General features: G+C 70.6%; 11 protein-coding genes. 5 read left to right on the forward strand and 6 right to left on the reverse strand.

Annotation, left to right across the window (positions count from 1 at the left end):
* From Q0D57_RS17590 to Q0D57_RS17600, 3 genes are all read left to right on the forward strand, one after another.
* The coding region (locus tag Q0D57_RS17590) for an ATP-dependent Clp protease ATP-binding subunit (protein ID WP_291046487.1) at positions 1-1,712 on the forward strand (1,712 nt) is incomplete at its 5' end.
* Between the two features lie 99 nt (positions 1,713-1,811).
* Entirely contained in the window at positions 1,812-2,330 is a 519-nt protein-coding gene (locus Q0D57_RS17595; protein ID WP_291046488.1) for an amino-acid N-acetyltransferase, read from the forward strand.
* Positions 2,327-2,635 carry a hypothetical protein gene (locus Q0D57_RS17600; protein ID WP_291046489.1) on the forward strand — a complete coding sequence of 103 codons (309 nt, stop codon included), beginning with the start codon at positions 2,327-2,329 and terminating at the stop codon, positions 2,633-2,635. The genes Q0D57_RS17595 and Q0D57_RS17600 overlap by 4 nt, the downstream gene beginning before the upstream one ends.
* Here the strand turns inward: Q0D57_RS17600 and Q0D57_RS17605 are convergent.
* The 3 genes from Q0D57_RS17605 to Q0D57_RS17615 all read right to left on the reverse strand — a co-directional run bounded on the left by Q0D57_RS17605 (position 2,617) and on the right by Q0D57_RS17615 (position 4,779).
* On the reverse strand, positions 2,617-4,098 hold the full coding sequence (locus Q0D57_RS17605; RefSeq protein WP_291046490.1) for an AAA family ATPase: 1,482 nt from the start codon (positions 4,096-4,098) through the stop codon (positions 2,617-2,619). The two genes, Q0D57_RS17600 and Q0D57_RS17605, sit on opposite strands and share 19 nt — an antisense overlap.
* Before the next feature lie 112 nt (positions 4,099-4,210).
* Entirely contained in the window at positions 4,211-4,567 is a 357-nt protein-coding gene (locus Q0D57_RS17610) for a TraR/DksA C4-type zinc finger protein (protein WP_291046491.1), read from the reverse strand.
* 38 nt (positions 4,568-4,605) lie between these two features.
* The gene (locus Q0D57_RS17615; protein ID WP_291046492.1) at positions 4,606-4,779 is read right to left on the reverse strand and encodes a hypothetical protein; all 174 of its coding nucleotides are present in this window, start codon (positions 4,777-4,779) and stop codon (positions 4,606-4,608) included.
* An 80-nt stretch (positions 4,780-4,859) separates the two neighbouring features.
* On the opposite strand from Q0D57_RS17615, the gene Q0D57_RS17620 reads away from it, so the two are divergent.
* Both Q0D57_RS17620 and Q0D57_RS17625 read left to right on the forward strand, forming a co-directional pair.
* The gene (locus tag Q0D57_RS17620; protein WP_291046493.1) at positions 4,860-5,357 is read left to right on the forward strand and encodes an 8-oxo-dGTP diphosphatase; all 498 of its coding nucleotides are present in this window, start codon (positions 4,860-4,862) and stop codon (positions 5,355-5,357) included.
* A 35-nt stretch (positions 5,358-5,392) separates the two neighbouring features.
* Positions 5,393-6,889, forward strand: coding sequence for an SDR family NAD(P)-dependent oxidoreductase (locus tag Q0D57_RS17625; RefSeq protein ID WP_291046497.1), 1,497 nt, complete (start codon positions 5,393-5,395; stop codon positions 6,887-6,889).
* Positions 6,890-6,922: 33 nt separating this feature from the next.
* Here Q0D57_RS17625 and Q0D57_RS17630 read toward each other — a convergent pair whose 3' ends face one another.
* The 3 genes from Q0D57_RS17630 to fdhD all read right to left on the reverse strand — a co-directional run bounded on the left by Q0D57_RS17630 (position 6,923) and on the right by fdhD (position 11,540).
* Positions 6,923-8,236, reverse strand: coding sequence for a hypothetical protein (locus Q0D57_RS17630; protein ID WP_291046494.1), 1,314 nt, complete (start codon positions 8,234-8,236; stop codon positions 6,923-6,925).
* Positions 8,237-8,298: 62 nt separating this feature from the next.
* Positions 8,299-10,623: an FdhF/YdeP family oxidoreductase gene (locus Q0D57_RS17635; protein ID WP_291046495.1), complete on the reverse strand. Its 2,325-nt coding sequence runs from the start codon at positions 10,621-10,623 to the stop codon at positions 8,299-8,301.
* Positions 10,620-11,540, reverse strand: coding sequence for a formate dehydrogenase accessory sulfurtransferase FdhD (fdhD, locus tag Q0D57_RS17640; protein ID WP_291046496.1), 921 nt, complete (start codon positions 11,538-11,540; stop codon positions 10,620-10,622). Before fdhD ends, Q0D57_RS17635 begins: the two co-directional genes overlap by 4 nt.
* Positions 11,541-11,622 lie beyond the last annotated feature (82 nt).

The raw sequence follows: 11,622 nt of genomic DNA on the forward strand, positions 1-11,622 counted from the left end.
AGATCCGCACCCGCGGCGACATCATCACCTTCATCGACGAGATCCACACCCTCGTGGGCGCCGGTGCGGCCGAGGGCGCGATCGACGCCGCGTCGATCCTGAAGCCGCTGCTCGCCCGCGGCGAGCTGCAGACCATCGGTGCCACCACGCTCGACGAGTACCGCAAGCACTTCGAGAAGGATGCCGCTCTCGAGCGCCGCTTCCAGCCGATCCAGGTCGCCGAGCCGTCGCTGCCGCACGCCATCAACATCCTGAAGGGGCTCCGCGACAAGTACGAGGCGTTCCACAAGGTGTCGATCACCGACGGTGCGATCGTGGCCGCTGCGAACCTCGCCGACCGCTACGTGCAGGACCGCTTCCTGCCGGACAAGGCGATCGACCTGATCGACGAGGCCGGCGCGCGACTGCGCCTCTCGATCCTGTCGGCCCCGCCGGAGCTCCGCGAGTTCGACGAGCGGATCGCCGCGGTGCGCGGGCAGAAGGAAGCCGCCATCGAAGACCAGGACTTCGAGAAGGCCGCCTCGCTCCGCGACGAGGAGAAGAACCTCCTCGGCGAGCGACTGCGCCTCGAGAAGCAGTGGAAGGCCGGCGACGTGCAGACCTCCGGCATCGTCGACGAGGGCCTGATCGCCGAGGTGCTGGCCCAGGCCACGGGCATCCCGGTGTTCAAGCTCACCGAGGAGGAGTCGGCTCGCCTCGTGTTCATGGAGAAGGCCCTGCACCAGCGGGTCATCGGCCAGAACGAGGCCATCGCCGCGCTCTCCCGCACGATCCGCCGCACCCGCGCCGGCCTGAAAGACCCGAAGCGCCCCTCGGGCTCGTTCATCTTCGCCGGTCCCACGGGTGTCGGCAAGACCGAGCTCGCCAAGGCGCTCGCGGAGTTCCTGTTCGACGACGAGAACGCCCTGATCTCCCTCGACATGTCGGAGTACGGCGAGAAGCACACGGTCTCGCGACTGTTCGGTGCCCCTCCCGGGTTCGTCGGCTTCGAAGAGGGCGGTCAGCTCACCGAGAAGGTGCGCCGCAAGCCGTTCTCCGTGGTGCTGTTCGACGAGATCGAGAAGGCTCACCCCGACATCTTCAACTCGCTGCTCCAGGTGCTGGAGGAGGGACGTCTGACGGATGGCCAGGGCCGCGTGGTCGACTTCAAGAACACGGTCATCATCATGACGACGAACCTCGGAACCAAGGACATCACGGGCAGCCCCATCGGCTTCCAGGTGTCGGGCAACGAGTCGACCTCGTACGACCGCATGAAGGCGAAGGTCTCGGAGGAGCTGAAGAAGAACTTCAAGCCGGAGTTCCTCAACCGCGTCGACGACACGATCGTGTTCCCGCAGCTCAACAAGGTCGAGCTGCTGCAGATCGTCGACCTCTTCGTCAAGCGCCTGCGCGACCGCCTGCTCGACCGCGACATGTCGATCGAGCTCACGGTGGCCGCCAAGGAGCGCCTCATCGAGGTCGGCTTCGACCCCTCGCTCGGTGCCCGGCCGCTGCGCCGTGCCATCCAGCACGAGGTGGAGGACCAGCTGTCCGAGCGCATCCTGCAGGGCGAGCTCAACGCCGGCGACCACATCCACGTGGACTTCGCCGACGGGAAGTTCGTCTTCACGCAGACCTCCCGCGAGCCCGTCGCCATCGGCGCCGGCGCGGGAGACCAGCAGCAGGCCTCGGCCGCGGCAGCCGCCGCAGCCCTCGGCGACCTGGACTAGCCCCACCGCTTCACCCGAAACGTCACTTTCCACGCCACCCCGCCCGGGGAAGCGTGGAAAGTGACGTTTCGGCGTTGCGGGCGGGAATAGTGTGGGGGGATGAGTTCGAGCAAGGCGCCCGTGACCGTGCGGCGGGCGCGCACCAGTGACGTCCCGTGGATCCAGAGCCTCGTGGAGCCGCTGGTGCAGCGACGAATCCTGCTCGGCAAGGACGCCGTGGTGTTCTACGAGGCCGTGCAGGAGTTCCGGGTGGCGGTCGACGAGAACGGCGCCCTCGTGGGGTGCGGAGCCCTGCACGTGTTCTGGGAGGACCTCGGCGAGGTGCGCACTCTCGCCGTGCACGACGACTGGCTCGGCCGTGGCGTCGGCCGTGCCCTGCTCGAGAAGATCGAGGAGGACGCCCTCGACCTCGGCCTCTCGCGCCTGTTCTGCCTCACCTTCGAGGTGCCGTTCTTCGAGCGCAACGGCTACACGGCCTCCCCGCTCGCGCTCGTGGAGCCCGAGGTCTACGCCGAGCTCGTGCGCTCGCCCGATGAGGGTGTCGCGGAGTTCCTCGACCTCGCCCGGGTGAAGCCCAACACGCTCGGGAACACGCGCATGCTGAAGAGGCTGCTGTGAGCGGCGGCGACGGCGACGGCGAGGAGCGCAGGAGCTTCAACCAGCGCCTCCGCGACCGCTACTTCGGCAGGCCGCGACCGGATGCGGGTGGTTCCGGTGCTGGTGCTGGTGCTGGTGCGTCCGCCGATCCGCAGCCTGACTCGGTGCTCACGAAGTCGAACCAGATGGGCTTCTTCGGCCGCGTGCAGCGCCCGGGAGGTTTCGACACCCCGCCGAAGGAGCCGATCGAGTTCGAGGGGCCGCTGCCTTGGGAGCTCGGCGGCGACCGCGATCCGGATGCCGACGGTCAGGGCTCGAAGGTCTGACCGGAACAAGGTGAGTACGCCGTCCAGCCGGCGGTGAGACGCACCTCGGGTTGGGTGTGAGCGGGGGCGCTCTCAGCGGCGCCTTCTCCGCGTCCGCCCCCGCCCCCGAGCAGGCTCCTGGTGAGCTGAGCGCTCGACGAGAGCAGCGAGTCGAGCGCCTCCGCGAGATCCGCATCCGTGACGGCGCGGTCGGCCTCGGCCGCCGCGAGCACCGCCCGCCGCATGAGCTCCTTCGCGAACGAGCCGGTGGTGCCGGCGGCCCGGTCGGCCGCTGCGTCGATGGCCGCGGCTCCGAGCGGCAGCCCCTGGGCGTAGCGGTGGAACAGGCGTCGCCGTGCGTCGTCGTCCGGCAGAGCCACCTCCATGGCGAGATCGACCCGCCCGGGCCGCTCGGCCAGCGCGCGCTCGAGCATCTCGACCCGGTTGGTGGTGAGCACGAAGGCCACGTCGGCGTCGCCGTCGAGCCCGTCGAGGGCGTCGAGCACCGCGAACAGCAGGGGCTGCGGCCCGTGCAGGCCGCGCTCCTGCGCCACGAGGTCGACGTCTTCGAGCACCACGACGGCGGGCTGCATGGCGCGGGCGAGCTCGGCCGCCTCGGTGATGAAGCGGATGCTCGGTCCGGTCAGCAGCACCGCGGTGGTGTCGGGGGTGCGGCTCAGCAGGTGCCGCACCGTGAGGGTCTTGCCCGTGCCGGGCGGGCCGTAGAGCAGCACCCCGCGCTTGAGGTGCTGACCGGCCTCCCGCAGCCGCTCGCGCTGCTCGCCGACGCCCACCACGTGGCGGGTGACCGACTCGAGCACGCCGGGAGCCAGGATGACGTCGTCGGCCGCCACCTGCGGGCGGTGCAGGAAGGTGGCCCCGGCGGCCCCGTTGCCGTATTCGTTGGCGGTGAACGAGAGCACCTGGCCGCGGAGCACCGAGAGCGAGAGCATGAGTCGCGAGAACTCGGCGAGGAAGGCTCCCGCGACCTCCGGATCGGCGGCGAGCACCTCGACCGCGGCGGCCGAGCGCCCGCGCTCGGGCTTGGCGGCCCGCTGCAGGGCCACGACGGGAGCGCCCTCGAAGTGGAGCAGCACGATGCCGAACGACATCACCCGGCGCACCGAGTCGGGGCCGTCGGCGACCGAGACGTAGTCGATGGGGCCCGGGGCGAAGCGCGCGAAGCGTGACCCCGCGAGGAGCTCGGGCAACGCGCACTGGTCGCGCATCTGCCCGCCCGAGACACCGAGGGGCGCTGCACCGGATGCGTCGGCGAGCGACGAGAGGGCGAGGTCGGCGTCGACCAGGCGGTGCGCCGCGATCGTCTGCGTGATGACGGGGAGCTCCCGGACGGGCGACCCGAGGTGCGCCTCGACGAGCTCCCCGAGCGGCGACAGCCCGTCGTCGCCGCCGCGCTCGGCCTGGACGATCTCCTCGAGGAAGACCCGGAAGGTCTCGACGAATTCCTGCGTGCGTTCGTCCATGACGGCCTCCTGGCGGTCGGATGATGCTGCGGTCAGCGAATGCTGCGGTCGATGCATGCTGCGGTCAGCGGATGCCGCGGTCGATGCATGCTGCGGTCGATGCATGCTGCGGTCAGTGCACCGAGGCGCACGCCACGCAGAATGCGGCGGTGGGCCGCACCTCCAGGCGGCCGGGCGGGATGGCCGAGCCGCAGCGCAGGCACGTCCCGTAGCTGCCGTTCTCCACCCGTGCCCACGCGGCATCCGCGTCGCCGAGGCGACTCTCGGCCGCTGTCAGCAGGCCGCGGATGCGCGACCACTCGCTCGAGAGGGTCGGGCCCTCGGGGTCGTGCTCGTCGTCGTCCGACGACGACTCGCGCGTGCGGCGCAGCGACTCCATGGCCGCGGTGAGCTCACGGATGTCGGCTTCAGCTTCAGCTCGAGCGCGACGGAGCGGCCCGGCGCGGTCGGTCACGCCGGCATCGGTCACGCCGGAACCGCCCACGCCGGTACCACCCGTGTCGGCCTTCAACCCGCGGGCGCGGGCCCGTCGGCCGGCTCGGCGTCGCCGATGAACGTCTTGAATTTGTCCTGCACGCGCTCGTCGAAGCTGTCGGGCTCGACGTCTTCGTCGTCGACCTCGGGGTGCTGACCGTTGTGCTCGAACGACTCGGGGGTGGGGGGATCAACGAATGTGCTCATGCCTCCACGCTACGCCGCACCCCCGACACAGGCCAGGGCCTCGAAACATGCCGAACACATCGCGGGGATATCATCCTCAGATGTCCCCCGTCTCCCCGTACCAGGTGTGCGTCGCCTTCCTCCTGCGCGATCGCGCCGACGGCCGCACCGAGGTGCTGCTCGGCCGCAAGAAGACCGGGCTCGGGTCGGGGAACATCGTGGGGCTCGGCGGCAAGGTCGAGCCGGGGGAGTCGGCCCTCGAGGCGATCGTGCGCGAGATCGAGGAGGAGTCGAGCCTCGTCGTGGCGCCGGCCGACCTCACCGAGATGGGCCTCGTGAAGTTCGCGTTCCCCTACCGGGAGAACTGGAGCCAGGACTCGACGGTGTTCGTGACGCGCGTGTGGCGGGGCGAGCCGCAGGAGTCCGATGAGGTGTCGCCGGCCTGGTACCCGCTCGACGAGCTGCCGCTGGACGCCATGTGGGACGACGCGAAGCACTGGCTGCCCGCCGTGCTCGCGGGGGAGCGCGTGCTCGGCGACTTCACGTTCGGCGAGGACTGCGCGACGGTCAGCCACCACGAGCTCACCCTCAGCACGTAGAATCTCGTGTGCCCTTCGACGATCTCGACCTCGACCTGACCGCCCCGGCCGCGGGCGCCTTGGCAGGCCCCGCTTCCGCACCGGCCATCGATCCGGGGGAGCTGGCGGTGGCGCTGCGGGTGCTGCGGCAGATGGTGGAGCTGGATGAGGAGCATCCGGATTTCGTGACGGTGCGGCACGCCACCGCTCATATGTTCAAGGCCGTGAAGGTGAAGCGGCGGCGGGAGATCCGGCAGGCGATCGCCGAGGCCGACCGCGGTGTCGTGGCGGCGACGGCCACGGGGGCGCCGGATCGCATCGACGACGAGACCCGGGGCATCGCGATCAGCGGCACCGCCACCGAGACCGCGGCGCCCACGGCCGGCACGCTCCTGAAGGCGCGCAAGTGCTACATCTGCAAGCAGCCGTACACGCTGGTCGACGCCTTCTACCACCAGCTCTGCCCGTCGTGCGCCGCGCTCAGCCACGCCAAGCGCGAGGCGCGCACCGATCTCACCGGTCGGCGCGCGCTCCTCACGGGCGGCCGCGCGAAGATCGGCATGCACATCGCACTGCGTCTCCTCCGTGACGGCGCGCACACCACCATCACCACGCGCTTCCCGCGCGACGCCGTGCGCCGGTTCAGCAGCCTGCCCGACTCCGGCGAGTGGATCCATCGCCTCAAGGTCGTGGGCATCGACCTGCGCGACCCCGCGCAGGTGATCGGCCTCGCCGACGAGGTGGCGGCCGCGGGCCCCCTCGACATCCTCATCAACAACGCCACCCAGACGGTGCGGCGCTCCACCGGTGCCTACCAGCCGCTCGTCGACGCCGAGCTCGCCCCGCTGCCGGACGGCCTTCTGCCCGAGCTCGTGACCTTCGGCCACACCAACGACCAGCATCCGCAGGCGCTCGCGCAGTCCGTGAGCGCGCATCCGATTCTGGCGGCAGCTGCATCGAAGGCCGACGAGCTCACGGCGCAGGCAATGGCTCCTGGCTCCAGCTCGCTCGAGCGGCTCGCGGCCGGCACGGCGATCGACGCCGGCGGTCTGCTGCCGGATCTCCACGACAGCAACTCGTGGACCCAGCGGGTGGAGGAGGTCGATCCGCTCGAGATGCTCGAGGTGCAACTGGCGAACACGACGGCGCCGTTCCTGCTGATCTCGCGCCTGCGCCCGGCGCTCGCCGCGAGCGAGGCGCGTCGCCGCTACATCGTGAACGTGAGCGCGATGGAGGGCGTCTTCGGTCGCGGCTACAAGGGGCCGGGCCATCCGCACACCAACATGGCGAAGGCGGCGGTGAACATGCTCACCCGCACGAGCTCGCGCGAGATGTTCGAGACCGACCGCATCCTCATGACGAGCGTCGACACGGGCTGGATCACGGACGAGCGCCCGCACCCCACCAAGATCCGCCTCGCCGAGGAGGGCTTCCACGCCCCCCTCGACCTCGTCGACGGCGCCGCCCGCGTCTACGACCCCATCGTGCGCGGCGAGTCCGGCGAAGACCTCTTCGGCATCTTCCTCAAGGACTACGCCTCCGGCAACTGGTGACCGGGCGACTGGTGACCGTGCAGACGGTCTGTCTCAGATGACCAGCACCAGGCCCTCGGTCAGGCGCGAGACCGCGGCTTCGCAGTCGTAGTCGGGATCGGGCTCGAGCAGTGCCGCCACCAGCGCGTCGACCGCCAAGGACGCGATCGGGGCCGGGGCCGACTGCTCACCGTAGGAGGCTCCCACGATGGTCGCGAGGCTGTGCCGGACCACGCCGAGCCCCTCCATCGCCGCCAGGAGCAGCACGCCGAAAGCTCGGTGATCCCCTCGGAGTGCCGGGCAGAGCCGAAAGCCGATCAGCGGCAGCATGTTGCGGTAGAACTCGCCCATGCGGGTGGCGAACGCCTCCTCCGCCTCGGCCATCTCGGCGCGGAGCGACTCGGCCAGAGCCTCGGACGAGCTCGCGGCGGTGGTGCAGGCCACGTAGTTCCGCCAGGGGATCGAGCCCGTCCACGCGGTGAAAGCCTCCACGGTGAGGAGCGCGATGAGCTCGTCGAGCACGGTTCGCCGCTCGTCGGGGTCGGCGAGCCGGGAAGTCTGACGGCCGACGTGATTCCAGGCGGAGATGAGGACGTCGTCGTCGGCCTTCGCCGTGAGTCCCTGCTTGGCCAGAGCGATCAGCACATCGGCTTCGAGGCGCTCGTCGCTCGGCCAGAGCGGCCGCAGTGCCGCGGGCGGCACCCCGAGCTTCGACGCGACTTTCGCGAGCAGACCCTGCGGGAGGCCGACCACGACCCCGCAGCGGGTCAGCTCGTCGACGGCCGCGTCGACCACGGAGGCGCGGCAGATGTGCAGCTCGGCCTCGTTCGCCACTCGCGAGAACGTGCTCGGACCGCTCGTGGGGCGTGAGTTCTGCAGTCCGCGGGCGACACCGAACGACTCGAGGGCCGAGCGGAGCTCACCCTCCAGCACCGCGAGCTCCCGGAGGGCATCATGCACTCGTCGCTCGGCCGACTCCTGCAGCGGAGCTCCCGTCGAGCGGGCGAGTTCTGCTGCGGCCAGCCCCGCGCGCTCGCGGGCGGTCCGGTGGTCCTCGACCAGCGACGCCATGGGCGAGTCCGCCGACGATGCTGCCCACTCCCACTCCGCGACAGCACCGATCGTCGCCTCCAGGTCCGAGGATCGGAGACCTCCCGGCGGAATCGTTCCCGAGCGCGACCAGCGGATGGTGAACGAGAACCAGCCGTCGTCGTGCAACTCCGGATCGTCGAAGTACTCGCCGGCGAACTGCGCTTCGGCATCGACGATCGCACACGGGCGGCCTCGTGGGTCACGCACCAGATAGGTGTTCTCGAGGCATTCGTCGTCGCGGTACAGCACCTCGAACGTGTGAGCACGAGCGTCCACTTCGACCTCCGGAGCATTGATGAGGAAACATCACTATAACCCCATATTGGTGCTCTACTCCGTCACACGGTCTCCGCGATCGGCTCGTCCACCGGCTCCGCGGCGGGCTCGAGCCGCACCACGATCGCCTTCGAGACCGGGGTGTTGCTCCGCTCGGCCGTCGAGTCGAGCGGCACGAGCACGTTGGCCTCGGGGAAGTAGGCGGCCGCGCAACCCCTCGCCGTGGGGTAGGCGACGACCCGCAGCCCGCGCATCACCCGATCCGGCTGCCCTGGCCACTCACTGAACGCGTCGACCGGCTGCGCGTCGTCGAGACCGAGTTCGGCGAGGTCGTCGGGGTTCACGAAGATCACCCGCCGGCCCTTCTTGATGCCCCGGTAACGGTCGTTGAGGCTGTAGATCGTGGTGTTGAACTGGTCGTGCGAGCGCAGCGTCTGCAGCAGCAGGCGCCCGGGAGGGCGGACGACCGGCTCGAGCTCGTTCACCGTGAGCATCGCCTTGCCCGTGGCGGTGTCGAAGCGGCGCTCGTCGCGCGGGCCGTTGGGCAGCACGAAGCCGTCGCGGCGCCGCACCTTCTCGGCGTAGTCCTCGCAGCCGGGCACGACGTTCGCGATGTGCGCCCGGATGAGGTCGTAGTCGTCCTCGAAGGAGAGCCAGTCGATGCCGTGGGCGTCGCCGAGGGTCGCCTCGGCCAGACGCGCGATGATCGCGACCTCCGAGAGCAGCCCAAGGGCCACAGGCGGGATGCGGCCGTGCGAGGCGTGCACGGCGCAGACCGAGTCCTCCACGGTCACGAACTGCGATCCGGTGCGCTGGAGGTCGATCTCGGTGCGGCCGAGCGTGGGCAGGATGAGGGCGGCATCGCCGGTCACGGCGTGCGAGCGGTTGAGCTTGGTCGAGATCTGCACGGTGAGCTCGGTGCCGCGCATCGCGGCCTCGGCCGCCGCCGTGTCGGAGATGGCGCCCACGAAGTTGCCGCCGAGCGAGACCCAGGCCTTGATCTCGCCGCGCTGCAGCGCCCGGATCCCGTCGACCGAGTCGACACCGACCTTCCGCGGCACCGGGAAGCCGAACTCGCGCTCCATGGCGGCGAGGAACGACTCCGGCATCTTCTCCCAGATGCCCATCGTGCGGTCGCCCTGCACGTTGCTGTGGCCGCGGATGGGGGAGGCCCCCGCGCCCGGCTTGCCGATGTTGCCGCGGAGCAGGAGGAGGTTGATGATCTCCTTGATCGCATCCACCGCCTTCTTGTGCTGCGTCACGCCCATCGCCCAGGTGATGATCACGCGGTCGGCGGCGAGGTAGCGGGCTGCGAGCTCGTCGATGGCCGCGCTCGTGAGCCCTGTGGCCTCGAGCACCTCGGCCTCGTCGAGGTCGGCGAGGTGCGCCGTGAGCTCCTCGAGCCCGAGGCAGTGCTCGGCGAGGAAGGCATGGTCGAGCACGGTGCCCGGCGCTGCGGCCTCGGCCGCGAGCACGCGCTTCGAGAGGGCCTGCAGCAGCGCCATGTCGCCGCCGAGCCTGATCTGCAGGAACTGGTCGGCGAGGGTCGTGCCCTTGCCGATCGTGCCGCGCACGGTCTGCGGGTTCTTGTAGCGCTGGAGTCCCGCCTCGGGCAGCGGGTTGACGGTCACGATGTCGGCACCCGCCCGCTTGGCGTCCTCGAGGGCCGTGAGCATGCGGGGGTGGTTCGTGCCGGGGTTCTGACCCATCACGATGATGAGCTCGGCCTTCTCGAAGTCGTCGTAGGCGACGGTCGACTTGCCGATGCCGAGGGTCTCGACCATCGCCGATCCGGTCGACTCGTGGCACATGTTCGAGCAGTCGGGCAGGTTGTTGGTGCCGAAGGCGCGCACGAAGAGCTGGTAGAGGAAGGCCGCCTCGTTCGAGGCGCGACCGCTCGTGTAGAACGCCGCCTCGTCGGGGGAGGCGAGGCCGTTGAGGGTCTCCGCAGCCACGGCGAAGGCCTCGTCCCAGGTCACGGGCCGGTAGTGGTCCTCGCCGGCCGGCTTGTAGACGGGCTCGACGAGCCTGCCCTGCAGTCCGAGCCAGTACTCCGACTTCTCCGCGAGCTCCTGCACGGAGTGCTCCGCCCAGAAGGTGCTCGGGATCGTCACCGGGGTCGCCTCCCAGATCACCGCCTTCGCGCCGTTCTCGCAGAACTCGAGCTTCTTGCGGTGATCCGGATCGGGCCACGCGCAGCTCATGCAGTCGAAGCCGTCCTTCTGATTCATCGCCGTGAGGAGCTTGAGGGTGCGCATGGGGCCGAGATCGGCGATCGCGGGGGCCATCGAGTGCAGCACGCCCGGGATGCCCGCGGCGGCCTCGCCGGGGGAGGCGACGTGCAGGAGGGCGTCGGTGAAGTCGTCCGCCGGGGGCTTCGGGGTCATGCGGGCGCTCCTTGGTGCGTCGTGGCGGCGTGCTGGTCGTGCGGGTCGGCGGCGTGCTGTTCGTCGTGTTCGGCGACCGCGGGTTCGAGGCGCTCGGCCCCCGCGTAGGCGACCATCGAGTCGCCCCGCAGGAACCCCACGAGGGTCATCCCGAGCTCGGTCGCGAGCTCGGCGGCGAGCGAGGAGGGCGCCGAGACGGCCGCGAGCATCGGTATGCCCGCCATCGAGGCCTTCTGGGTGAGCTCGAAGCTCGCGCGGCCCGAGACCATGAGCACGGTGCCGCGAAGCGGCAGCCGCCCCTCCTTGACCGCCCAGCCCACGACCTTGTCGACCGCGTTGTGCCGCCCCACGTCCTCCCGAAGCACGAGCAGCTCGCCCGTGCGGCCGTCGAAGAGGGCCGCGGCGTGCAGGCCGCCCGTCTTCTCGAACACGGCCTGCTGCTCCCGGAGCCGCTCGGGGAACGTCACCAGCAGGGCGGGGTCGAGCCGCAGGTCGTCGGTGCCCACGTCGTAGTGCGACAGGGTGCGCACGGCGTCGATGCTGGCCTTGCCGCAGAGCCCGCACGAGCTCGTGGTGTAGAAGCTGCGCTCGAGCGACGGATCGGGGGCGGGCACGCCGGCCGCGAGCGTCACGTCGAGCACGTTGTAGGTGTTGAGGCCCTCGGCGGTGGCGCCGGCGCAGTAGCGGGCCGCCGCGAAGTCGTCGCCGTGGCGGATCACGCCCTCCGAGACGAGGAAGCCCGCCGCGAGGTCGAAGTCCTCACCGGGAGCGCCGGGGGAGCGCATGGTGACGGCGAGCGACCGCCCGCCCACCCGGATCTCGAGCGGCTCCTCCACGGCGAGCACGTCCTCCCGCCGCCGCGGCTCGCTGCCGACGGTGATGCGCGTGACTCGGCGCCGAGCGATGATCCGTCCCATCCCTCAGGCTTAGCATCCCCGCCTGTGCGTCACAACGCGACCCGCCCGGCGGCCCCGCCCGCCCGCCCGGCCCGCCCGCCCG

Origin of the sequence: Herbiconiux sp. (assembly GCF_023264895.1) — a bacterium.
Taxonomy (GTDB): Bacteria; Actinomycetota; Actinomycetes; order Actinomycetales; family Microbacteriaceae; genus Herbiconiux.

Excerpts from the sequence above, each read along its gene's own strand:
- Q0D57_RS17595 (WP_291046488.1), top strand. The coding sequence starts at position 1,812 with ATGAGTTCGAGCAAGGCGCCCGTGACCGTGCGGCGGGCGCGCACCAGT.
- Q0D57_RS17605 (WP_291046490.1), bottom strand. The coding sequence starts at position 4,098 with ATGGACGAACGCACGCAGGAATTCGTCGAGACCTTCCGGGTCTTCCTC.
- Q0D57_RS17615 (WP_291046492.1), bottom strand. The coding sequence starts at position 4,779 with ATGAGCACATTCGTTGATCCCCCCACCCCCGAGTCGTTCGAGCACAAC.
- Q0D57_RS17620 (WP_291046493.1), top strand. The coding sequence starts at position 4,860 with ATGTCCCCCGTCTCCCCGTACCAGGTGTGCGTCGCCTTCCTCCTGCGC.
- Q0D57_RS17635 (WP_291046495.1), bottom strand. The coding sequence starts at position 10,623 with ATGACCCCGAAGCCCCCGGCGGACGACTTCACCGACGCCCTCCTGCAC.
- fdhD (WP_291046496.1), bottom strand. The coding sequence starts at position 11,540 with ATGGGACGGATCATCGCTCGGCGCCGAGTCACGCGCATCACCGTCGGC.